A 22759-nucleotide genomic window follows, 5' to 3' on the forward strand; every position below is an offset into this window, starting at 1 on the left:
TAGGCCGGGTCGGTTGTGCTGGGAACATGTGGACGAACCTGACCGAACTGCTCCTGGCGCTCGGGCTCTCCCCGCCCGTGATCCTGGCCCTGGTGGTCGCCGAGACCCTCGCGGTCCGTCGCGGGGCGGTGCGAGCTGTGTCAACCCGGATACGCTTCGGCACCTCTCGTCTGCTGAGGAGGATGCCGGTGCTGATGCGGCAACCCCATGTCCCCACCGACGGCGACTGGCCGTACGGGACCTTCCTGCAACGGCTCGACCGCCCGGTACGGGACGCGTTGCTGGCCACCGGCGTCCGCCGGCAGGTACCGGCCGGGCAGATCCTCATCCAGGAGGGTCGCCACGAGGCGTACCTGGTGCTACTGGAGGACGGCCTGACGAAGGTCACCGCTTCGCTGCCCGACGGGCGGACCGCCCTGCTGTCGTTGCGGGTCGGCGGTGACCTCGTGGGTGAGATGTCGGCGCTCAACGACCATCCCCGGTCGGCGACGGTGACCACCTGCGGCCCCACCCGCTACAGCGTCATCCAGCCGGCACAGTTCAAGACCTTCCTGCGCGACCATCCCGACGCCGCCCTCGAGCTGGCCGCCATGGTCTCCGACCGGCTGCGCTGGTCCAACCGTCGCCGGATCGACTTCTCGTCGTACCCGGTGAAGATCCGGGTGGCCCGGGTGGTGGCCGAGCTGTGCCGCTCGCACGGCCGGCAGGACCGCGACGCCATGGTCATCGACGTCCGGTTGACCCAACCGGAACTCGCCACCATCTGCGGCGCGGCCGAGACCTCCATCCAGAAGGCGCTACGGGAGCTACGCGCCGAGGGGCTGGTGGAGACCGACTACCGGCGGATCACCGTCCGCGACCTTTCGGCCCTGCGTACCTGCGGGGAGATCACCGACGACACGTGACCGCGACGGCCCCGACCCGGTGACCGGGTCGGGGCCGTCGTCGGCTGTCACACCTCAGGCGCCGCGCAGGGTCGCCCCGAACCGCTGGGCGGCCACGGCCACGGCGGCGTCCCGCGCGGCCACCGCCTCCTCCACGGTCAGCGTCCGGTCCGGTGCCCGGAAGGTGAGCTTGTACGCCAGCGACCGGCGACCCGCGCCGAGCGACTCCGACGCGTACACGTCGAAGAGCCGGGCGTGCTCCAGCAGCTCACCCGCGCCCTCGACCAGCGCGGCCCGGACGTCGGCGGCCGGCACCGTGTCGTCCAGCACCAACGCGACGTCGATCAGCGCCGGGGGGAACCCGGACACCGTCGGCGCGGACACCACCGGTGCCACCGGCAGGGCGTCCAGGTCCAGTTCCATGGCGCTGGTCCGGCGGGGCAGTTCCAACGCGGCCAGCACCGCCGGGTGCAGCTCACCGGCGTGACCGACCACCTCCCCGTCGACCAGCAGCGCGGCGCAGCGGCCGGGATGCCAGGGCGCCCGCTCGGCGGCCCGCACCTCGATCCGCTCGGCCGGCAGGTCGGCGGCGGCCAGCACGGCCCGGCCGGCCTCCACCGCGTCGGCCCAGCCGGCGGCGCGGCCGGCACCCCACCAGCCGGCCGGCTCCACGTCACCGGTGAGCACCACCGCGACGTGCCGGGGCTGGGCGGGCACCACCGCGTCGGCGGCGGCGAACTCGGCGTCGGTGGGGCGGCGGTCCACCCCCATGGCCGGCGGCGCACCCACGCCGGGACGCGGGTGGAACACCGCCCCGATCTCGTAGAGCGCCAGGTCACGGTGACCCCGGCCCAGGTTGCGCTTGAGGATGCCCAGCAGCGGGCCGAGCAGGGTCGTGCGCAGCAGCGGCTCCTCCTCGGACAGCGGGTTGGCCAGCCGTACCGCCGGCCGGCGCGGATCGTCGGCGGGCAGCCCGAGCTGGTCGGCCAACTCCGGGGCGACGAACGGCAGGGCCAGCACCTCGACGTAGCCGCGCTCGGCGAGCGAGCGGGCCACCGCCCGACGGCGACGCTGCTGCCAGGTCAGCCCCCGGCCGGGGGGCGCGGTGGGCAGCACCGACGGCACCCGGTCGTACCCGTCGAGGCGGACCACCTCCTCGACCAGGTCGGCCGGGTCGGTGAGGTCGGGCCGCCAGGTCGGCGGGGTGACGGTGAGCACGTCACCGCCACCGGCCGTCGTCGCGACCGTGCCCGCGTCCTCGGCCAGCCGGTCGGCACCCCGGATCACCGTGCAGCCCACCTGCTCCAGCAGGTCGACCACCCGCTGCGGGGAGTAGTCCACCCCGACCCGGCGCGACGGCAGGTCGACCGGGAGGACAACCTGCCGCATCGGCCGGACGTGGTCGAGGTCGAGGATCTCCGCGCCGGCCTCGCCCCCGCCGTGCGCGGTGAGCAGCTCGACGGCACGCTGGAGGGCCACCAGCGGCAGCGCCGGGTCGACGCCCCGCTCCCACCGCTTCGCCGCCTCACTGAACAGCTTGTGCCGGCGGGCCGTACGGCCGACCATCACCGGGTCCCAGTGGGCGGCCTCCAGCAGCACGTTCGTGGTGCCGCCGACCACCTCGCTGGTCTCGCCGCCCATCACCGCGGCCAGCGAGATCGGGCCGGTGTCGTCGCAGATCACCATGTCCTCGGCGGTGAGCGAGCGGACCACACCGTCCAGGGTGGTCACCTTCTCGCCCGCCTCGGCCCGACGCACCACCAGCGAACCGGTGAGCCGGTCGGCGTCGAAGGCATGCATCGGCTGGCCCAGTTCGAGCATCACGTAGTTGGTGACGTCCACCGCCAGGGAGATGCTGCGGACCCCGGCCACGGTCAGCCGCTGCCGCATCCAGCCGGGCGTGGCCGCCGTCGGGTCGACCCCCCGGACCATCCGGGCGGTGAACCGGTCGCAGCCGACCGTGTCGCGCACCTGCACCGGGTACGCCGGCTGCGCCGTACCGGCCGGCGCGGGCACCCGGCCCAGGTCGCGGAAGGCCACCCCGAGGGCGTACGCCAGCTCCCGGGCGATGCCGCGCACGCTCAGCGCGTATCCCCGGTCGGGGGTGATCTCCAACTCGACCACGACGTCGTCGAGGCCCACCACGGGGCGGGCGTCGTCGCCGGGCCGGGCCGGGGTGTCCGGCGGCAGCACGATGATGCCGGAGTGGTCGTCGCCGAGGCCCAGCTCCATCGCCGAGCAGATCATGCCGGCCGACATCCGGCCGTACGTCTTACGCGCGCCGATGGTGAAGTCGCCGGGCAGCACCCCGCCGGGCAGGATCACCACGACCCGGTCGCCGGGGGCGAAGTTACGCGCCCCGCAGACGATCTGCTGCAACTCGCCGGTGCCGTTGGCGGTGCCCACGTCGACCAGGCAGTGCCGGATCGGCTTCTTGAACCCGGTCAGCTCCTCGATCTCGCGGACCTCACCGACGACCAGCGGACCGGTGACCGTGCGGCGCAGGTCCACCACGGACTCGACCTCGATGCCGAGGTCCACCAGGGCCTGTTCCAGGTCCTCGGTGGGCAGGTCGACTGGGAGGTCGACGTACTCCCGCAGCCAACTGACAGAAACTCGCATGACTCAGACCACCGTCTCCGTGACTCGTACCCGCATCGCCCTACGCCCCGGCCCCGAACGCGCGGGTGAACCGCACGTCGCCCTCGGCCATGTCCCGCATGTCGCTGACCCCGTGCCGGAACATCACCGTCCGGTCGATGCCCATGCCGAACGCGAACCCGGAGTAGACCTCGGGGTCGATGCCGCAGGCCCGCAGCACCCTCGGGTTGACCATGCCGCAGCCGCCCCACTCGACCCAGCGCGGGCCGTCGCGGTGCTCGGGGAACCAGACGTCGAACTCCCCCGACGGCTCGGTGAACGGGAAGTAGTGCGGACGCCAGCGGGTCTTGGCCCCCTCGCCGAACATGGCGCGGGCGAAGTGGTCGAGGGTGCCACGCAGGTGCGCCATCGTGATGCCCCGGTCGACCACCAGGCCCTCGACCTGGTGGAAGACGGGCGCGTGGGTGGCGTCCAGCTCGTCGGTGCGGTAGACCCGGCCGGGCACCACCACGTAGATGGGGGGCTTGCGGGTCAGCATGGTACGCGCCTGCACCGGCGAGGTGTGGGTGCGCAGCACCAGGCCGGAGGTGTCCGCGCCGGGCGGGGGTGCGATGTGGAAGGTGTCCATCAGCCCGCGCGCCGGATGGTCGGCGGGGATGTTCAACGCGTCGAAGTTGGTCCACTCCAACTCGACCTCGGGACCCTCGGCCACCTCGTAGCCCATCCCGACGAACAGGTCGCTGATCTGCTCCATCAGGGTCGACAGCGGGTGCCGCGCCCCCCGGGGCCGCCGGTCGTACGGCAGGGTCACGTCGACCCGCTCCTCGACCAGCACCCGGGCGGCCTGCTCGCGGTCGAGCACCTCGGCGCGGGCCGCGTACGCGGACTCGACCGCCCGGCGGGCCTCGTTGACCCGCTTGCCGGCGTCGGACTTCGCGGCCGGCGGCAGCGCGCCGATCTCCCGGCGGGCCAGCGACACCGGGGACCGGTCGCCGAGGTGCGCGGGGCGCAGCGCGGTCAGCGCGTCGGGGTCGGTGGCGGCGGCGAACGCCTTCTCGGCGTCGGCCACGGCCCCGGCCAGGGCGGCCGGGTCGAGCAGGGCGACCTGCTTCGGGTCGTACGGATCGTTGCGGTAACTCATGGCGTACGGGCACTCCCTCACGGCGGCGCCGGCCCTTCCGGGCGGCTAGGCGAGTCTACGGACGCGCGGCGGTGCCGCAGCCCGCCGGTGGGAGTTACGCGCGGAGGAAGGTCAGGCCCACCGCCCGCCGACACCGGCGGGCTGGCTAAACGAACGCCGTGGCGCGTTCCTCACGTGACCGGCTCCCCTGCTGGGTGTGCGCCCGACCGGGGTCGGCGCAGTGCTCGGGCTGAAGCGTACAGGCAGACCGCAGCGGCCGCAGCCAGGTTAAGGCTCTCGGCCCGCCCGTGCAGCGGCACCCGGACCCGGGCGTCGGCGGCGGCGGTCAGCTCCCCGGGCAGGCCGTGCGCCTCGGCACCGAACAGCCAGGCGGTGGGGGCGGCGAGCCGGCCCCGGTCGGCGAGGTCGTCGAGGTCGCTGTCGCCGTACCCGGTGGTGGCGAGGACGGTGAGCCCGGCGGCGCGCAACGTGTCGACCACGGCCCCGGGGTCGCCGGCGCGGACCACGTCGACGTGGAACAGGCTGCCGGCGGAGGCCCGCACGCACTTGCCGTTGTACGGGTCGACGGTGTCGCCGGCGAAGACCACCGCACCCGCGCCGGCCGCGTCGGCGGTGCGCAGCACGGTACCGGCGTTGCCCGGGTCACGGATGCCGGCGAGCACCGCTACCAGGCGGGGACCACGCGCCAGGGCGGCGTCCAGCGGCACGTCGAGATGCCGGCAGACGGCGACCACGCCCTGCGGCGTGACGGTTTCGGTGAGCGCGGCCAGGGCCTCGTCGGTGACCTCGGAGACGGGCAGGTCGACGCGGGCGGCAGCGGCCGCGAGGTCGGCGTGCCGGTCGAGCGCGGCCGGGGTGCCGAACAGCTCCACCACCGTGCCGGTGCGGTCGAGGGCCTCACGGACGGCCTGCGGTCCCTCGGCCAGGAACCGGCCGGTGGCGTCGCGGTCGCGTCGGCGGTGCAGCCGGCGGGCGGCGACCACCCGGGGCGTACGCGGGGTGAACGGGCCGGTGACGGCGTCGAGGCGTCTCCCGCGCGGTGGTGACTGCATGGGAGACGCCTCGATCTGCTGCCGGGGTGGGTCAGGCGGCCTGGGCCGCGGCGCCACCGGTGCCCTCGGCCGCCACGGCGGCGCGGGCCAGCTCGACGATCGCGGCGAACGCCGCGGCGTCGTGGACGGCCAGGTCGGCCAGGATCTTGCGGTCGACCTCGATGCCGGCCAGGCGCAGGCCCTGGATCAGCCGGTTGTAGGTCATGCCGTTGGCCCGGGCGCCAGCGTTGATGCGCTGGATCCAGAGCTGCCGGAAGTCGCCCTTGCGGTCGCGACGGTCCCGGTAGGCGTACTGCATCGAGTGCAGCACCTGCTCCTTGGCCTTGCGGTACAGCCGGGAGCGCTGACCGCGGTAACCGCTCGCGGTCTCCAGCAGGGTACGACGCTTCTTCTGGGCGTTCACAGCCCGCTTGACGCGTGCCATCTCAACTCCTTGTTAGGTAAAGGTGGCGCGCGTCAGCGGCCGAGCAGCTTCTTGATGCGCTTGACGTCGGCCTTGGCCAGCTCGACCGTGCCGGTCAGCCGCCGGGTCTGGGTGGACGGCTTCTTCTCCAGGTTGTGGCGAAGGCCGGCCTGCTGGGCGACGATCTTGCCCTTGCCGGTCACCTTGACCCGCTTGCCCATACCCGTGTGGCTCTTCATCTTCGGCATGTGGAACGTCTTCTCCCTGTTACTGGCCGCTGGTGTCAGCGGTCGGGCCGGTCTCGCCGGCTGCTGCGGTCTCGCCGACCACCGGGGTCGCGCCACCTGCCGGGGCGGCCGATTCCTCCGCGGCCCGGTCCCGGGGGCCCCCACGGGACGCCGTGGCGGCGACCGCGGATGCCTTGACGGCCCGGTGCGGAGCGAGAACCATGATCATGTTACGGCCGTCCTGCTTCGGAGCGGCCTCGACGTATCCCAGGTCCGTGATCTCGGACTCGAGCCGACGCAGGAGCCGGTAACCCAGCTCCGGGCGGCTCTGCTCCCGACCGCGGAACATGATCGTCACCTTGACCTTGTCGCCGGCCTTGAGGAACCGCACCACGTGACCCTTCTTGGTCTCGTAGTCGTGCGGGTCGATCTTCGGCCGGAGCTTCATCTCCTTGATGACGGTCTGCTGCTGGTTACGCCGCGCTTCGCGCGCCTTGAGTGCGCTCTCGTACTTGAACTTGCCGAAGTCCATGAGCTTGCACACAGGCGGGCGCGCCATCGGCGCAACCTCGACCAGGTCCAGGTCGACGTCCGCGGCCAGCTGCAGGGCGCGCTCCAGCGGGACGATGCCCACCTGCTCACCCTCAGGGCCGACCAGTCGGACCTCACGTGCCCGGATCTGCTCGTTCACGCGTGGTTCGACGCTGATGTGGCCTCCTCGAGTCGAGTCTGTTGCGTGGCCGACCCCGCGCGGCCCCCGGGTGGGGGCGACCCGGAAAGCAGAAGGCCCCGGCGCATGCCAGGGCCCGCTCGACCGGTCGGCACGATCACATGATCGCGCATCCGGTGCCGGGACGAACCCGGAACCGGTGACCGGACCCGGCCACCTCAGGGGCGACTCGGGTGGGAGCAGGCGCTCCGCTTCGGGACCACCCACACGCCACAGGCGGGGGCAGTCTGGTCGACGTGGCAACACTACACCCCGGCGCAGCCATCCCCCAAACCGGGCCCGCAGGTCAGCACGGTACGAGAACCCCGGTAGCGGCCCTCCAGACGGTCAACGGGCCAGCGGACCGGCCGGACCGTCAGCGGGCCGGCTGAAGCAGAGCGGCTCCTCGGCCGGAGCTGCCAGCGGGCCGGCGGAGGCGGCTCCCCGGCCGGGACGGTCAGCGGGCCGGGGTGCCGCCGAGGCCGGCCAGGTGGGCCTGGTGCAGCCGGCGCAAGGCGCGGACCCCGTCGACCGCGATCTCCTTGTCGGCGGCCTGGAGCGCCACCATCGGCAGCAGGTCGTCGTCGTGCAGCTCCAGGCTGGCCCAGGGCGCGCCCCGGTCGAAGCGCACCCCCCGGACGACCTCCCACGGCAGCTCGTACGAGCCGAGGATGTTGCGCACCCGGACCCCCCGGGCGTCCGCCTCGACCCGGGGCCGGGTGAACAGCAGGATGCCGAGCGCGCCGAGCACCCCGAGGCCGACCATGGCAACCTGGTCGCCACGCTGGAAGGTGCCGTAGCCCTCGCCGGTCGCCCCGGTCAACGAGGTGGCCACCAGGCTGAAGACCACCAGCAGGGCGATCGCCGAGGCCCAGCAGACGACCCGGATACGACGCGGCCTGAGACGGATCAACTCGGTGTCGCTCACCGCTCCAGTCTGCCACCCGACCCGGACGGCGTCGCGTCGCCACCCACCCCCACCAGCCCCGCCCGGTTCGAGCGGGCCTGGACGGGCTGGGGCAATGGGGCCGATACAGCGGTATCCGTGGGGGATGATGCCGCTGTATCGGCCCCATTGCCGTTGAGCACGAGGGACGTCGAGCACGAGGGCGCGGCGGGTGGTACGGGTCGCCGGGCGGTCGGATCAGAGCCGGCAGGCGTGGATGTTGGTGACCAGGATGGCGCGGGCACCCAGCTCGTACAGCTCGTCCATGATCCGGTGGACGTCGTCGCGGAGCACCATCGCCTGCACGGCGACCCAGCCCTCCCGGTGCAGCGGGGAGACCGTCGGCGACTCGATGCCCGGGGTGAGGCCGCTGGCCCGGTCGAGCAGGCCCGCCGGCACGTCGTAGGCGAGCATCACGTAACGGCGGGCCACCAGCACCCCGTGCAGGCGACGCAGCAACTGTTCCGCCTGCGGGTGGGCCGGCGCGTCGGCCCGGCGGACCAGCACCGCCGAGGACCGCAGCAGCGGCTCCCCGAACACGACCAGTCCGGCCTGGCGCAGCGTCGCGCCGGTCTCCACCACGTCGGCGACGACGTCGGCGACCCCGAGCCGGATGGCGTTCTCCACCGCGCCGTCGAGCCGGATCACGTCGGCCTTGACGCCCAGTTCGGCGAGGTACCGCTCGACCAGCCCCGGGTACGCGGTGGCGATCCGGTGACCGCCCAGCTCCTGTACGTCGCCGACGTCCTCGGGGCGGGCGGCGAAGCGGAAGGTGGCCCGGCCGAAGGCCAGGTCGACCACCTCCTCGGCGGGCGCACCGGAGTCGATCAGCAGGTCCCGGCCGGTGATCCCGACGTCGAGGTCACCCGAGCCGACGTAGGTGGCGATGTCCTTCGGGCGCAGGTAGAAGAACTCGATGTCGTTGGCCTCGTCCGGGCAGACCAGGTCCTTGGGGTCGGTGCGCTGGCGGTAGCCCGCCTCGCGCAGCATCTGGGCGGCCTTCTCGGCCAGGGCCCCCTTGTTGGGTACGGCGACACGCAGCATGACGGAGTGCTCCTTCGATCGGATCAGATCAACGACGCGGGCGCACTCACAGATGTCGGTAGACGTCCTTCAGCTCCAGACCGCTGGCCAGCATCAGCACCTGCACCTGGTAGAGCAGCTGGGAGATCTCCTCGGCGGTGCGCTCCGGGCCCTCGTGCTCGGCGGCCATCCACGACTCGGCCGCCTCCTCGACGACCTTCTTGCCGACGAAGTGCACCCCCTTGGCCAGGGCGTCGACCGTGCCGGAACCCGGCGTGCCGGCGGCTGCCTTGGCCTGGAGCTCGGCGAACAACTCCTCGAACGTCTTCACGGAACCGGATTCTTCCAGCCACCCACCGACGCCGTGCGCTCCGGGTCCGGCCGGGTCGCCCTGCCCACATCCTGTTCCCGCAGGCTGGGACGGGGCCGGAGACGCCGGGCGCTCCGGCCGGTCGGAGCGCGGGTCACCGGCCACCGGCAACGGACCGGACACGTTTGCACATCGATCTCTCATCTACCTGATGGGACACCCTTCGAGGGATCGGCGGTCTTCTCTATCCTGGCGGCCATGGTCAGCAGCAGCTCACGTTCCCGCGCCGCCGCCACCGCCGCCGTGCTCCTCGTCGCCGTGGCCGGATGCGCCCCGCAGGACCCCACGCCCACCACCCCCGACGTCGTCCCCACCGCGGCGTCCTGCGCCAAGGACAGCCTGAAGACCCGGACACCGGGCAAGCTCACCATCGCCACCGACGAGCCCGCGTACGAGCCGTGGTTCAAGGGCGACAAGCCGGACAGCGGCGAGGGTTTCGAGTCCGCCGTCGCGTACGCGGTGGCCGAGAGGCTCGGGTACGCCCGGGGGGACGTCACCTGGACCCGGGTGAAGTTCGACACCGCCATCGCCCCGGGCCCGAAGACCTTCGACTTCGACATCAACCAGTTCTCCATCACCGAGGAACGCAAGCAGGCGGTCGACTTCTCCGCCCCGTACTACCTGGTACGCCAGACCGTCATCGCGCTCAAGTCGTCGAAGATCGCCGGGAAGAAGTCGGTGGCGGACCTGAAGAACGCCAAGCTCGGCGCGCAGGTCGGCACGACCAGCTACCAGGCGATCACCGCCCTGATCAAGCCCTCGGTCAAGCCGCAGGTCTACAACAGCAACGACGACGCCAAGAAGGCCCTGCAGAACGGCCAGATCGACGGGCTGGTGGTCGACCTGCCGACCGCGTTCTACATCACCGGTTCGGAGGTCACCGACGCCACCATCGTCGGCCAGCTGCCGCAGGTGGGTGCGCCGGAGGCGTTCGGACTACTGCTGGACAAGGACTCCCCGCTCACGCTGTGCGTCAGCAAGACCGTCGGGGAACTCGCCGAGGCCGGCACGCTCAAGCAGCTGGAGCAGAAGTGGCTCGCCCAGGTGGCGGGGGCGACCGAACTCCAGTGAGCCGGGTGTCCGCAGGCAACGACGACCCGGCGGTGGACCGGCCGTACCTCCTGTCGGCGGCGCAGCGGCGGCGGGCCGCGTACCGGCGTCGGCAGACGACCCGCAGCGTGCTGGTCGCCGCCGTCTCCACGGCGGTGCTCGGCACGCTGCTGGTCGTCGCGGTCACCGGCGCACCCGGCTGGGACCGGGTCCGCCTGTCGTTCCTCGACCCGCAGATCGCCCGCGACGCCCTGCCGGAGGTGCTCACCGGGCTGTGGCTCAACGTCCGGCTGCTGGTCTGCTGTGCCGTCGGGGCGCTGCTGCTCGGCCTGCTGATCGCGCTGCTGCGGACCCTGCGCGGGCCGGTCTTCTTCCCGGTCCGCGCGCTCGCCGCCGGGTACACGTACACCTTCCGGGGCCTGCCGCTGATCATCGTGCTGTACGTGCTCACCCTCGGCGTGCCCGGCCTGCGGTTGCAGGGGATGCCCCCGGTGCTGGTGCTCGGCGGGCTGGCGCTGGTGCTCACCTACGGCGGTTACCTGGCGGAGGTGTTCCGGGCCGGCATCGAGTCGGTCCACCCGAGCCAGCTCGCGGCGGCCCGCTCGCTGGGGCTGACCTACCGGCAGACCATGCGGCACGTGGTGCTGCCGCAGGCCGTCCGGCGGGTCGCGCCGCCCCTGCTCAACGACGTGGTGGCGTTGCAGAAGGACGTCGGCCTGGTCTCCCTGGCCGGCCCGATCGACGCCGTCCGGGCGGCGCAGATCGCCACCGCGCAGAGCTTCAACTACACCCCGTACATCGTGGCCGGGGTGCTGTTCGTACTGCTCGCCATCCCGCTGATCGCGGTCACCGACTGGGTGACGCTGCGCGCGGCCCGACGCCAGTCCGGAGGCTGACCATGGCCGTGCTGACCTGCCAGGGGGTACGCAAGGAGTTCGGTGGCCGGGTGGTGCTCGACGGGCTCGACCTCACCGTCGAGGAGCACCGGGTGGTCGCCCTGATCGGGGCGTCCGGGTCGGGTAAGTCGACGCTGTTGCGCTGCGTGAACCTGCTGGAGGAACTCGACGACGGGAGCATCACGCTCGACGGCGAGGAGATCTCCGACCCCCGGGTCGACCCGGACCGGGTCCGCCGGCGCATCGGCATGGTGTTCCAGTCGTACAACCTGTTTCCGCACCTGAGCGTGCTGGACAACGTCACCCTCGCGCCGCGCCGGGTGCACCGGCGGGCGCGGGCCGAGGCCGAGGCGCAGGCCCGGGAGCTGCTCGCCCGGGTCGGGTTGGCCGACCGGGCGGACGCCTACCCGGACCGGCTCTCCGGCGGCCAGCAGCAGCGGGTGGCGATCGTCCGGGCACTGGCCAACTCGCCCCGGCTGATGCTGCTCGACGAGGTCACCTCGGCGCTCGACCCGGAGCTGGTCGGCGAGGTGCTGGCGATGATCCGGGACCTGAAGTCCGCCGGGATGACGATGGTGTTGGCCACCCACGAGATGGGGTTCGCCCGGGAGGTCGCCGACCAGGTCTGTTTCCTCGACGCCGGCCGGGTGGTCGAGGCCGGGCCGCCCGCCCAGGTGTTCGGCGAGCCGACCCAGCCCCGAACCCGGCAGTTCCTCAAGCGGATCATCGAGGCCGGCCGGCTGTAGCGCGGGGTGACCCCAAGTGGGGCGATGTTGCGGGGTCGGCGGTCGTGAACCCCGCAACATCGGCCCACCAGGCCAAAGCCCCGACGGGTGGTCAGCCGACGAAGCCGACGCGGTGGCCGTTGGCCGTGGACACGGCCCGGACCGCCAGCGCGGCGTCCAGGGCGGCCACCGTCGCCGACCAGCCCTTGTCCTCGGCGGAGCCGGGCAGCCCGGCGCGGTCCCGGGCCTGGTCGAGGTTCTCCACGGTCAGCACCCCGTGCGCCACCGGCTTGCCCTCGTCCAGGGCGATCCGGGTCAGCCCGTCGGTCACCGACCGGCAGACGTAGTCGAAGTGGGCGGTCGCGCCGCGCACCACCACGCCCAGCGCCACCACCACGTCGCAGCGCCGGGCCAGGGCCTGCGCCACCACCGGCAGCTCCACCGAACCGGCCACCCGGGCCGTCACCACCCGCGCCCCGCACGCCTGCGCGGCGGCCACCGCCCGGTCGAGCATGTGGTCGGTCAGCTCGCCGTGCCAACGCGCCGCCACCACCCCGACGGTCAGCCCGGCGGCATCCACCGGGGTCACTCCGGGTTCACCGAAACCCGCCATCGTCATGCTCCGATCTCGTCGCCGGGGACCGGCCGGCCCATCGGGGCCTCGGTCACCTCGTCCAGCTCGTCCAACAGGTGGCCCATCCGGTCCCGCTTGGTCCGCAGGTAGCGGACGTTCTCCGGGTGCGGCCGGACCGGCAGCCCCTCCCGGCCGGTGACGGTCAGCCCGTACCCCTCCAGCCCGGCCCGCTTGGCCGGGTTGTTGGTGAGCAGCCGCATCGACCGCACCCCCAGGTCGTAGAGGATCTGCGCGCCGGTGCCGTAGTCCCGGGCGTCGGCCGGCAGGCCCAGGTCGAGGTTCGCGTCCACGGTGTCGCGGCCCTGGTCCTGGAGCTGGTACGCCTGCAGCTTGTGCAGCAGGCCGATGCCGCGCCCCTCGTGCCCGCGCACGTAGAGCACCACGCCCCGCCCCTCCCGGGCGACCCGGGCCAGCGAGGCCTGCAACTGCGGCCCGCAGTCGCAGCGCAGCGACCCGAAGACGTCCCCGGTCAGACACTCGGAGTGCACCCGGACCAGCACGTCCTCGCCGTCGCCCAGCTCACCGAAGACCAGCGCGACGTGCTCGGCCGGGTCGTGTTCGGCCCGGTAGCCCAGCGCCCGGAACACCCCGTACGGGGTGGGCATCCGCGCCTGCGCGACCTGCTCCACCTGCTTCTCGTGCCGCCGCCGGTAGGCCACCAGGTCGGCGATGGTGACCAGGGTGAGCGAGTGCTCGGCGCAGAACTTCTCCAGATCCGGCAGGCGCATCATGGTGCCGTCATCGTTGACCAGCTCACACAGCACCCCGGCGGGACGCAGCCCCGCCAGCCGGGTCAGGTCGACCGCCGCCTCGGTGTGCCCGGGGCGGCGCAGCACCCCGCCGGCGCGGGCCCGCAGCGGCACCACGTGGCCGGGGCGGGCCAGGTCCGTCGGGTCGGTGCCGGGGTCGGCGAGCAGCCGGATGGTGTGCGCCCGGTCGGCTGCCGAGATGCCGGTGCTGACCCCCTCCCGGGCGTCCACGGTCACCGTGTAGGCGGTGCCGCGCCGGTCCTGGTTGGTGTGGTGCATCGGCGGCAGGTCCAGCCGGTCGCACTCCGCCTCGGTCAGTGGGACGCAGACGTACCCGGAGGTCCAGCGGACCATGAAGGCGAGCAGCTCCGGGGTGGCCAGCTCGGCGGCGAAGATCAGGTCGCCCTCGTTCTCCCGGTCCTCGTCGTCGACCACCACCACGGGCCGGCCGGCGGCGATCTCCGCCACCGCCTCCTCGATCCGGGCGAAGGTGACCGCCTGGGTGCTCATGCCACGACCTCCGAGTAGGTGGACGGGATCGGTGTCGACGCCGTACGGCTGGTCCGCGAGGTGCGCCACCAGGCGGCGAAGCCCCAGCCGCAGAGCGCGCCGTAGACCAGGTACATCGCCGCCGAGGGGTAGAAGCCGCCGCGCAGCAGCAGCGGTACGCCGACCGCGTCCACCGCGATCCAGACCAGCCAGAACTCCACCCAGCCCCGGGCCATCCCGTAGGTGGCCAGCAGGCTGCCGGTGAGGATCCAGGCGTCCGGCAGTGGCCCCCACGAGCCGAGCGCGGCGAGCAGCGGATAGCCCAGCGCGGTGCCGAGCACGGCGGCCAGCAGCAGGCCGAGCCGTTCCCGGCCGGTGGCCCAGCGGGGGGTGACCGCCGGGGCGTCCCCGCCCTGGCGGCGGTTGCGCGACCACCGCCACCAGCCGTAGACGCTGACCGCGAAGAAGAAGACCTGCCGGCCGGCCTGGCCGTAGAGGTCGTGCGCCTGCGGGGTGGCGAACACCCCGCCGAGGAAGACGGTGAACAGCAGCCCGTTGCCGATCATGCCGACCGGCCAGGCCCAGACCAGCCGGCGCAGCCCGAGCAGCGCCGAGACCAGCCCGAAGGCGTTGCCGACGATCTCCCGGACCAGCACCGGGGAACCGACGACGTGCACCTGCGCGTCGAGCAGCCAGCCGACCGGGCCGCTCACCGTGCCCCTCCGGCGGTGTCGCCGGGCAGCGCCGGGGCGGCGTCGTCGGTCCCGACCGGGCCGCCGGGCAGCCGGGCGTCGAGGAGGCGTTCGACGTACTTGGCCAGCACGTCCACCTCCAGGTTGACCGGCGCGCCGACCCCCCGGCCGCCGAGCGTGGTGAGCTTGAGGGTGGTGGGGATCAGCCCGACGGTGAACCAGTCGTCGCCGACCGCCGCCACCGTCAGCGACACCCCGTCGACGGTGATCGAGCCCTTCTCCACCACGTACCGGGCCAGGGCGGCGGGCAGCCGGAACCGCAGCGTCTCCCACTGCGCGGCCGGTTCCCGGGAGAGCACCTCGCCGACGCCGTCGACGTGGCCCTGCACCAGGTGCCCGCCGAGCCGGCTGTTCAGCGCGGCGGCCCGCTCCAGGTTGACGGGGTCGCCGGGGCGCAGCCCGCCGAGCGCCGAGCGGCGCAGCGTCTCGCCCATCACGTCGGCGGTGAACACCCCGCCGTCGACGTCGACCACGGTCAGGCAGACCCCGTTGACCGCGATGGAGTCGCCGTGCCGGGCGTCAGAGGTGACCAGCGGGCCGCGGATCGCGACCAGCGCCGAGTCACCCCCGGTGTCGGCGATCCGGACGACCTCGCCCAACTCCTCGACGATGCCGGTGAACATCTCAGGCCTCCCTCTTCCGGGGCAGCGCGGTGATCCTCAGGTCGGACCCGACCCGGGTAACGTCGGTGATTTCCAGATCGATGGCGTCGGCGATGGTCGTCACACCCGCGTCGACCAACGCGGTCGGGCCGGCCCCGAGCAGCTTCGGCGCGACGTACCCGACGACCCGGTCGACCAGGCCGGCGGCGAGGAACGCCCCGGCCAGCCGGGGACCGCCCTCCAGCAGCGCGGCGCGTACCCCCCGATGGTGCAGTTCGGCCAGCAGGGCCGGCAGGTCGACCCGGCCGTCCGGGCCGGCGCCGACCTCCGCGACGGTGGCGATCCAGGTCCGGGCGGCGCCGTCGCGGACCCGGGCGTCGGCCGGGGTACGCCCGGCGCTGTCCACCACCACCCGCAACGGCTGGCGGATGGCCAGGGTGCCGTCGCGCAGGTTACGGGCGGTCAGCCGGGGATCGTCGGCGAGCACGGTGCCGACCCCGGCGATGACCGCGTCGACCGTGCCGCGCAACGCGTGCACGTCCATCCGGGCCGCCTCGGAGGTGATCCACATGCTGCTGCCGTCGGCCGCCGCGGACCGGCCGTCGAGGGTGGCGGCGTACTTCCAGATCAGGTACGGCCAGCCGCGCCGCATCGAGGTCAGCCAGGCGACGTTGCCGGCCTCGGCCTCGTCGGCGCGTACCCCGAACTCGACCCGCACCCCGGCGGCGCGCAGGGTGGCGGCGCCGCCCGAGGCGACCGGGTTGGGGTCGGGTACGGCGATGACCACCCGGGCGATGCCGGCGCGGATCAGCGCGTGACTGCACGGGCCGGTGCGACCGGTGTGGTCGCAGGGTTCCAGGGTGACCACCGCGGTGCCGCCCCGGGCCCGCTCACCGGCCTGGGCGAGCGCGACGATCTCGGCGTGCGGCCCGCCGGTGTAGGCGTGGAAGCCCTCCCCGACGACGACGCCGTCCGCGTCGAGCAGCACGCAGCCGACGACCGGATTGGGACTGGTGGTGCCGAGACCCCGCGCGCCCAACTCGATGGCACGACGCATCGCCTCGTCCACGGAGACGCCGCCCATGCCCTGCCCTCTCGCTCGCCGGTCCCCGCGCGGGCGGTACGGGAGCAGGCGGGCAGGCGGCGGCGGAACCGGGAACGGCAGCGCCGCCCCCGGGGAGCCCACGCGGTCGCAAGAGACGCCACGCAGGCCCGCCCCGCCCGCGCGCTGTCTCCCATCCGGACTGTCGGGGGTGCGGACGGACCGCTCCCCCACCGTCGGCCCCGGATTCTCACCAGGTCCACCGGGCGGCACAGCCGTCCGGGTCGCGGGCTTACCACGTCGAGCGTGGATCACCGCCGGTTCGGAATTTCACCGAGCCCCGCCAGCGCGTGGTGGGTACATGCGAAGTCTTACACGTAACCCCGGGGAGTCCGCCACCTCCAGCGTGCTACTTCACACCCCGTCGGCACGTCGCCTGTCGACTGCGACATATGACCCCGGTTGGCTCTTGGCGACCGTTTTCATCTCGCTGGCCACGGCGATCGCCGCCAGCGGGTCGGTGAAGCGCTTGCGGGCATCGGAGAGCGAGACACCGATCGACAGGGTGACCAGGGCCGCCCGCCGGATGTTGCCCCGCCGGTCCTTCAGCTCGACGAAGCCGCGTTCCCGGTCGGTCGGGTCGTAGAGGGTGTCGGCGGTCTTCTCGAAGTCGACCACGGCCCGGGAGGTCAGCGGGCGGATCTGGTCGGGGGCGCAGACGATCACGAAGTCGTCGCCGCCGACATGGCCGAGGAAGGCCGGCGGCAGCCCGATCGCGACCACCGCCCGGTACAGGCTGCGGGCCAGCGCGGAGATGAACTCGTCGCCCCGCACGAAGCCGTACCGGTCGTTGACGCTCTTGAACCGGTCGATGTCGATGTAGCCGACGGCGTAGTCGACGCCGCTGCGGACCCGGTCGCTGATCTCCCGGCGGATCCGGCTGTTGCCGGGCAGGCCGGTCAGCGGGGAGACCTCGCGGAACTCCTTGTTGCGGCGCAGCGTGGAGCTGACCCGGGCCACCAGCTCGGCGGTGTCGAACGGCTTGACCAGGTAGTCGTCGGCGCCGGCGCTGAGCCCGTGCACCTTGTCCACGGTCATGCCCTTGGCGGTCAGCATGATCACCGGCAGCGCCGAGGTGATCGGGTTGGCACGCAGCCGGCGGGTCAGCTCCAGGCCGTCGATGCGCGGCATCATCAGGTCGACCACGGCCAGGTCCGGTTTGTGCTGCTCGATCATGTCGAGCGCCTCCTGGCCGTCCCCGGCGTGCAGCACCTCGAAGCCGTGCAGCCTCAGGTTGAACTCGACGAAGCGGGCGATGTCCTCGTCGTCGTCGACGACCAGGATCACGTCGGGGCGGTCGCCGGTGGGTTCCACCTCAGGCCCCGGCGTTGGCGCGCTCCGCCAGCCCGCGCAGGCGACGGATCGCCTCGGCCGGGTCGTCCGCGCCGTACACGGCGGTGCCGGCGACGAAGGCGTCCGCGCCGGCCGCCGCGGCCTGCTCGATGGTGTCGGCGGCGATTCCGCCGTCGACCTCGATGCGCAGTTCCAGGTGGCCGCTGTCGACGTGCCGGCGGGCCGCCCGCACCTTGTCCAGCAGCTGCGGGATGAAGCGTTGCCCGCCGAAGCCGGCCTTGATCGTCATGATCAGCAGGGTGTCGAAGCTGGGGAGCAGGTCGAGGTACGGCTCGATCGGGGTGTCCCGGTCGATGGCCAGCCCGGCCTTGGCGCCGGCCGAGCGGAGATCCTTGGCCAGGGCGACCGGGTCGTCGCACGCCTCGGCGTGGAAGGTCACGTTGTACGCGCCGGCGTCGGCGTAACCGGGGGCCCACCGCCGCGGGTCGGTGATCATGAGATGCACGTCGAACGGGAGCCGGGTCACCGCCCGCAGGCTCTGCACCACCGGCAGGCCGATGGTCAGGTTGGGCACGAAGTGGTTGTCCATCACGTCGACGTGCAGCCAGTCCGCGGCGTCCTCGACGGCGCGGACTTCATCGGCGAGGCGGGCGAAATCGGCGGCGAGGATGCTGGGCGCGATGATCGACGGCGGTACGGTCACAGGGCAAGTGTACGAACGCGGCCATCCGCCGCGGACAGCACGGCACCATGAGCGACGCCCTGTGATCCAGGCGTGACCCGCGGTGCACCAACGGCTCCTCTTCCCGGGAGTCCGGGACGAATGGCCGGTGCCGACTGGCCGAACGACCCGCAAGACGCAACACTCCATCAGGGACGGTCACGTATGATGCTCGCCCGGCGGCGGGCACGCCGGGTGGGGTACGGCGACGGACCGTCGACCCCCGGAAAGGGCGGACGATGCGACGGTGGCTCGTGGCGCTGGCGCTGGCCGGCACCGTGACGGTGGCGCTCAGCGGCTGCGTACCGCAGCACGGTGCCGACGGCGACCTGCTCGACGACTGGCCGGTGCTGCCGGTCGCCCAGTCGTTCGTGCCCGCCACGGACGCCTGCCTGCCCCGGATCACCCCGGTCGTGCAGGCCGGCACCTACGAGACGGTGGACTGCGCGCGCAGCCACCTGGCCGAGACCATCCACGTCGGCACGTTCACCGGCGCGGTGACCCGGGGTGAGCGGCCCGAGCCGGGTTCCGCCGCGCTGCGTCCCGCCCGTACCGAGTGCGACCAGCGGGCCCGCGACGTCCTCGGTGGCGACTGGCACTCGGCCCGGCTGACGATGAACATCGCGCTGCCGGCCAACTCGGCGTGGAACAGCGGCGCCCGCTGGTTCCGGTGCGACCTCAGCGAGACCGACAGCATCGACAACACCCGGCCGGTCAACCGCGTCGGCAGTCTGCGCGGGGCGATGATCGGCGACAATCCGCTCAGCCACCGCTGCTTCGATCCCAAACTGATCGGCAACAATCTCAACTACATGGCCCCGGTGCTCTGCTCCGAGCCGCACCGCGCCGAGTTCGTCGGCGTCTACCTGGAACGCAGCGACCTGAGCTGGGCCGATTTCGGTCGCGCCAACCAGCGGGTGCACCGGCGGTGCATGGCGCTGATCGCCGGCTTCGCCGAGGTGCCCAACAACAGCGAACTGCCGTACCGGGCCGGGTCGATCTTCTATCCGCCGTCGCAGCGGGAGTGGGAGGAGGGCGACCGGGGCATCCGCTGTTTCCTGTGGAGCGACGACCGGAAGCTGACCCGCTCGATGCGCGGCGCCGGCCCCAAGGGCCTCCCCACCATCTGACCCACCCGCTGCCCGTCCGCCCTCCCGTCGCCGCTTCCCGCTTCGGTGATCAAAAGGTTCGCGTCATCCGGCGACGGATCGTTGACGCAATTCTCTTGATCACCGAGGGCGGGCGGGGCGGCGACGGGAGGGCGGGGCCGGTCAGGTTCAGGTGCGGCGGAGGAGCGCCAGGAACATGGCGTCGGTGCCGTGGCGGTGCGGCCAGAGTTGGACGGTGGGGCCGTCGCCCAAACCGGGCATGCCCGACGGCAGGACCGTCCGGGCGTCGACGAAGTCCGCCGGCACCCCCGCGCGCCGGGCCGCCTCGGTGACCGTCACGTGCGTCTCCACCGTGTGCGGGGAACAGGTGACGTAGGCGACCAGACCACCCGGACGGGCCGCCCGCAGCGCGGCGGAGAGCAGTTCCCGCTGCAACCGGGTCAACGGCGGCAGGTCCGACGGCTGCCGCCGCCAGCGCGACTCGGGCCGGCGGCGCAACGACCCCAGCCCGGTGCACGGGGCGTCGACCAGCACCCGGTCGAAGTGCCCCTCCGGCAGCTTCGGATCCGCCCCGACCGTGCGCCCGTCGGTGTGCAGCACGCTCACCGGCAGACCCCGGGTGGCCTGCTCGACCAGCCGGGCCCGGTGCTCGGAGACCTCCACCGCCGTCAGCCGGGCACCCCGCTGCGCGGCGAGCGCGCCGAGCAGGCCGGCCTTGCCACCGGGGCCGGCGCACAGGTCCAGCCAGCGGCCGTCGTGACCGTCCAGCGGGGCCGTGGCCAGCGCGTTCGCCACCAACTGGGAACCCTCGTCCTGCACGTGCGCCCGGCCGTCGGCCAGCGCCGGCAGGTCACCGGGCGCGCCACCGGGCAGGTAGACCGCGTACGGCGAGAACGCACCAGGAGCGCCACCGACCGCGTCGGCCAGCTCCGCCGGGTCGAGGAGGCCCGGACGGGCGCACAGGTGCACCGGCGGGCGCTCGTTGTCCTCGATCAGCAGCCGGGTCACCTCACCCAGGTCACCGCCGAGAGCGTCGGCGAAGGCCCGGACGATCCACTGCGGGTGGCTGTAGGTCACGGCCAGGTGGCCGATCGGGTCGGCGGCCATCGTCGGGGCGAGCTTGGCCGTCCACGCGTCGACGTCCTGGCCGGCCACCTCGCGCAGCACCGCGTTGGCGAAGCCGGTGGCCCCCTCCCCCACCGTGCGGACCAGGTCGACCGTGGAGGACACGGCGGCGTGCGCCGGGACCCGGGTGTGCAGGAGCTGGTAGGCGCCGAGCCGCAACGCGTCGCGCACCGGCGGGTCGATCCGCGCGACGTCCCGGCCGGCGGCGGCGGTGAGGATCGTGTCGAGGGTGCCGAGCTGCCGCAGGGTGCCGTAGGTCAGCTCGGTGGCGAAGGCGGCGTCCCGCCCGGCCAGCCCCTGCTCGCGCAGGATCGCCGGCAACACCAGATTGGCGTACGCGTCGTCGCGGTGCACCGCCGCGACCGCCTGGTAGGCGGCGTACCGGGGCAGGTCGACGGCCGGGCGGACCGGTCGGCCGGGTCGCCCGCCGCGCCGGTCGGACCCGGCCCGGTCGCCCCACCCGCCGGCTCGGCCGGAGCGGTCGCCCCGGGTGCCGCCGGAGGGCCGCCGGTCGTCGCCGCGCCGGTCGGTGTCGGCCGGACGGTCTCCTCGTGCGGTCGGCTCGGTCACGCGAGTTCCTCCCCGGCGGCGACCCGGACGCCGCGCGCCCAGTCGGTCGCCGGCATGGCCTTCTTGCCCGCCGCGCGCACCTCACCGAGCTGCACCGGCACGGTCGCCGTGCCGGCCAGCACGCGGGACTTCTCCACCAGCAGTTCTCCAGGTTTGAGGGTGGGGCCGTTGCCGACCGGGGTGATCGGGCCGAGCTTGACCCGGTCGCCACGGAAGGTCGTCCACGGGCCCGGGGCGGGGGTGCAGGCGCGCACCCGTCGGTCCACCGCGAACGCGGGGTCGCCCCACCGCACCCGGGCGTCGTCCACGGTCAGTTTCGGAGCCAGCGAGACCCCGTCGGCGGGCTGCGGTTCGGCCCGCGCGGTGCCCGCCGCGATCGCGTCCAGGACGGCGACCAGCAGCCCGGCCCCGGAGTGGGCGAGCCGCTCCAGCAGGTCGCCGGAGGTGTCGGTGGGGCGGATCTCGTCGGTGAGCGTGCCGTAGACCGGGCCGGTGTCCAGCCCCTGCTCCAACTGGAAGACACTGGCCCCGGTCAGCTCGTCGCCGTGCAGCACCGCGTGCTGCACGGGTGCCGCGCCCCGCCAGGCGGGCAGCAGCGAGAAGTGCAGGTTGACCCAGCCGAAGCGGGGGATCTCCAGCGCCGCCGGGGGCACCAGCGCGCCGTAGGCGACCACCGGCACGCAGTCGGGGGCCAGCGTACGGAGCCGGTCGAGGAACTCGGGCTCCCGGGGGCGGGCCGGGGTGAGCACCTCGACGCCGTGCTCGTCGGCCCAGACGCCGACCGGGGACCGCAGCACGCCCCGACCCCGACCGGCGGGCGCGTCGGGGCGGGTCACCACGGCCACCACCTCGTGTCCGGAGGCGTGCACGGCGGCCAGGGCGGGGACGGCGACCGCCGGCGTACCGGCGAAGACCAGACGCATCGGGGCGGTCACCGGCCCAGCCCGAAGGGGTTGCCGGCGGCGTGCGGGCTGACCTTGACCGTCGGCGGGGCGGCCTCGTCGTACCAGTCGGCCTGGCGGATCGCCTTCATCGCCTCCTTGCGCCCGGCCGGGTCCAGCCGGTCGAGGAAGAGCACCCCGTCGAGGTGGTCGGTCTCGTGCTGGACGCAGCGGGCCATCAGCCCGGTGCCGACGATCTGCAACGGGTCGCCGTAGCCGTTGAAGCCCTTGGCGATCACGTTCTGCCGACGCTTGGTGTCGAAGTAGAGCCCGGGGATGGACAGACAGCCCTCCGGGCCGTCCTGCTCCTCGGCGTCGGGGAACTCCAGCACCGGGTTGACCAGGTGGCCGAGCACGTCGTCCACCTCGAAGGTGAACACCCGCAGGCCCACGCCGAGCTGGGGGGCGGCCAGCCCGGCACCGCTGCGGTCACGCATCGTGTCGGTGAGGTCGGCGATGAGCTTACGCAGCTCGACGTCGAAGTCGACGACCGGATCGGCCGGCGTGCGCAGCACCGGGTCCCCGAACAGACGGATGGGCTGGACGGTCACGCGGGGTGGCTCCTTCGTTGGACGGCGTGGTGCCGTACCAGTCTACGGAGTGCGGCGGGGGCACCGGCCGGCGTACCGCGACGGGTGGTGATCG

The 22759-nt window shown here is 73.3% G+C and carries 24 protein-coding genes and 1 riboswitch; of the genes, 5 read left to right on the forward strand and 19 right to left on the reverse strand.

The genetic code is table 11. The annotated features are described in order from the left end of the window. Nucleotides 1-26: 26 nt before the first annotated feature. On the forward strand, nt 27-905 hold the full coding sequence (locus tag ACN265_RS20155; protein WP_357930629.1) for a Crp/Fnr family transcriptional regulator: 879 nt from the start codon (nt 27-29) through the stop codon (nt 903-905). A gap of 54 nt (nt 906-959) precedes the next feature. Here ACN265_RS20155 and pheT read toward each other — a convergent pair whose 3' ends face one another. The 9 genes from pheT to ACN265_RS20200 form a co-directional block, all read right to left on the reverse strand. Next, entirely contained in the window at nt 960-3506 is a 2547-nt protein-coding gene (gene pheT / locus ACN265_RS20160) for a phenylalanine--tRNA ligase subunit beta (protein ID WP_421408954.1), read from the reverse strand. 40 nt (nt 3507-3546) lie between these two features. After that, nucleotides 3547-4626, reverse strand: coding sequence for a phenylalanine--tRNA ligase subunit alpha (gene pheS / locus ACN265_RS20165; RefSeq protein WP_421408955.1), 1080 nt, complete (start codon nt 4624-4626; stop codon nt 3547-3549). A 170-nt stretch (nt 4627-4796) separates the two neighbouring features. Beyond that, nucleotides 4797-5678, reverse strand: a complete 882-nt coding sequence (locus ACN265_RS20170; RefSeq protein ID WP_421408956.1) for a TrmH family RNA methyltransferase — start codon at nt 5676-5678, stop codon at nt 4797-4799. 31 nt (nt 5679-5709) lie between these two features. Continuing rightward, the gene (gene rplT / locus ACN265_RS20175; RefSeq protein WP_088645192.1) at nt 5710-6102 is read right to left on the reverse strand and encodes a 50S ribosomal protein L20; all 393 of its coding nucleotides are present in this window, start codon (nt 6100-6102) and stop codon (nt 5710-5712) included. A 32-nt stretch (nt 6103-6134) separates the two neighbouring features. Next, nucleotides 6135-6329 (reverse strand): 50S ribosomal protein L35, encoded by a 195-nt coding sequence (gene rpmI / locus ACN265_RS20180; protein WP_026267805.1) that lies wholly within the window; start codon nt 6327-6329, stop codon nt 6135-6137. A gap of 19 nt (nt 6330-6348) precedes the next feature. Then, complete coding sequence (infC, locus tag ACN265_RS20185; protein WP_204927568.1) at nt 6349-6999, reverse strand: translation initiation factor IF-3; 651 nt, start codon at nt 6997-6999, stop codon at nt 6349-6351. Nucleotides 7000-7474: 475 nt separating this feature from the next. Further along, nucleotides 7475-7945 carry a PH domain-containing protein gene (locus ACN265_RS20190; RefSeq protein ID WP_204927569.1) on the reverse strand — a complete coding sequence of 157 codons (471 nt, stop codon included), beginning with the start codon at nt 7943-7945 and terminating at the stop codon, nt 7475-7477. 216 nt (nt 7946-8161) lie between these two features. Further along, complete coding sequence (gene hisG, locus ACN265_RS20195; protein ID WP_204927570.1) at nt 8162-9007, reverse strand: ATP phosphoribosyltransferase; 846 nt, start codon at nt 9005-9007, stop codon at nt 8162-8164. Between the two features lie 46 nt (nt 9008-9053). Then, nucleotides 9054-9335, reverse strand: a complete 282-nt coding sequence (locus ACN265_RS20200) for a phosphoribosyl-ATP diphosphatase (protein WP_204927713.1) — start codon at nt 9333-9335, stop codon at nt 9054-9056. A 219-nt stretch (nt 9336-9554) separates the two neighbouring features. Between ACN265_RS20200 and ACN265_RS20205 the strand changes: the two genes are divergently transcribed. From ACN265_RS20205 to ACN265_RS20215, 3 genes are read left to right on the forward strand one after another with little or no spacing between them, the layout of a single operon-like run. Then, a complete protein-coding gene (locus ACN265_RS20205) occupies nt 9555-10427 on the forward strand; it encodes an ABC transporter substrate-binding protein (protein WP_421408957.1) in 873 nt (290 codons plus the stop codon). Nucleotides 10428-10477: 50 nt separating this feature from the next. Then, a complete protein-coding gene (locus ACN265_RS20210; protein ID WP_204927714.1) occupies nt 10478-11302 on the forward strand; it encodes an amino acid ABC transporter permease in 825 nt (274 codons plus the stop codon). A 2-nt stretch (nt 11303-11304) separates the two neighbouring features. Then, nucleotides 11305-12048 (forward strand): amino acid ABC transporter ATP-binding protein, encoded by a 744-nt coding sequence (locus ACN265_RS20215; RefSeq protein WP_421408958.1) that lies wholly within the window; start codon nt 11305-11307, stop codon nt 12046-12048. Nucleotides 12049-12139: 91 nt separating this feature from the next. Here the strand turns inward: ACN265_RS20215 and ribH are convergent, their stop codons facing one another. The 7 genes from ribH to rpe form a co-directional block, all read right to left on the reverse strand. After that, entirely contained in the window at nt 12140-12640 is a 501-nt protein-coding gene (gene ribH, locus ACN265_RS20220) for a 6,7-dimethyl-8-ribityllumazine synthase (protein WP_421411546.1), read from the reverse strand. A gap of 2 nt (nt 12641-12642) precedes the next feature. Continuing rightward, entirely contained in the window at nt 12643-13920 is a 1278-nt protein-coding gene (locus ACN265_RS20225; protein ID WP_421408959.1) for a bifunctional 3,4-dihydroxy-2-butanone-4-phosphate synthase/GTP cyclohydrolase II, read from the reverse strand. Continuing rightward, nucleotides 13917-14612 (reverse strand): nicotinamide riboside transporter PnuC, encoded by a 696-nt coding sequence (gene pnuC / locus ACN265_RS20230; RefSeq protein ID WP_421408960.1) that lies wholly within the window; start codon nt 14610-14612, stop codon nt 13917-13919. Before pnuC ends, ACN265_RS20225 begins: the two co-directional genes overlap by 4 nt. Next, nucleotides 14609-15274, reverse strand: a complete 666-nt coding sequence (locus tag ACN265_RS20235; protein WP_421408961.1) for a riboflavin synthase — start codon at nt 15272-15274, stop codon at nt 14609-14611. Before ACN265_RS20235 ends, pnuC begins: the two co-directional genes overlap by 4 nt. A gap of 1 nt (nt 15275) precedes the next feature. After that, nucleotides 15276-16337, reverse strand: a complete 1062-nt coding sequence (gene ribD, locus ACN265_RS20240) for a bifunctional diaminohydroxyphosphoribosylaminopyrimidine deaminase/5-amino-6-(5-phosphoribosylamino)uracil reductase RibD (RefSeq protein WP_145918942.1) — start codon at nt 16335-16337, stop codon at nt 15276-15278. Between the two features lie 139 nt (nt 16338-16476). After that, nucleotides 16477-16647, reverse strand: a riboswitch (FMN riboswitch). A 62-nt stretch (nt 16648-16709) separates the two neighbouring features. Further along, nucleotides 16710-17669, reverse strand: coding sequence for a response regulator (locus ACN265_RS20245; RefSeq protein ID WP_088645203.1), 960 nt, complete (start codon nt 17667-17669; stop codon nt 16710-16712). Nucleotide 17670: 1 nt separating this feature from the next. Continuing rightward, on the reverse strand, nt 17671-18351 hold the full coding sequence (gene rpe / locus ACN265_RS20250; protein ID WP_204927574.1) for a ribulose-phosphate 3-epimerase: 681 nt from the start codon (nt 18349-18351) through the stop codon (nt 17671-17673). Between the two features lie 257 nt (nt 18352-18608). Between rpe and ACN265_RS20255 the strand changes: the two genes are divergently transcribed. Continuing rightward, a complete protein-coding gene (locus ACN265_RS20255) occupies nt 18609-19499 on the forward strand; it encodes a septum formation family protein (RefSeq protein ID WP_204927575.1) in 891 nt (296 codons plus the stop codon). Nucleotides 19500-19646: 147 nt separating this feature from the next. Here the strand turns inward: ACN265_RS20255 and ACN265_RS20260 are convergent, their stop codons facing one another. The 3 genes from ACN265_RS20260 to def are packed head-to-tail and all read right to left on the reverse strand — an operon-like array spanning nt 19647 to nt 22665. Then, on the reverse strand, nt 19647-21173 hold the full coding sequence (locus ACN265_RS20260) for an RsmB/NOP family class I SAM-dependent RNA methyltransferase (RefSeq protein ID WP_421408962.1): 1527 nt from the start codon (nt 21171-21173) through the stop codon (nt 19647-19649). Then, nucleotides 21170-22096 carry a methionyl-tRNA formyltransferase gene (gene fmt, locus ACN265_RS20265; RefSeq protein WP_204927716.1) on the reverse strand — a complete coding sequence of 309 codons (927 nt, stop codon included), beginning with the start codon at nt 22094-22096 and terminating at the stop codon, nt 21170-21172. The genes ACN265_RS20260 and fmt overlap by 4 nt, the downstream gene beginning before the upstream one ends. Nucleotides 22097-22104: 8 nt before the next feature. Further along, nucleotides 22105-22665: a peptide deformylase gene (gene def / locus ACN265_RS20270; RefSeq protein WP_421408963.1), complete on the reverse strand. Its 561-nt coding sequence runs from the start codon at nt 22663-22665 to the stop codon at nt 22105-22107. Nucleotides 22666-22759: the final 94 nt, after the last annotated feature.

Source organism: Micromonospora sp. WMMD730 (assembly GCF_049178955.1).
Lineage (GTDB): Bacteria > Actinomycetota > Actinomycetes > Mycobacteriales > Micromonosporaceae > Micromonospora > Micromonospora wenchangensis.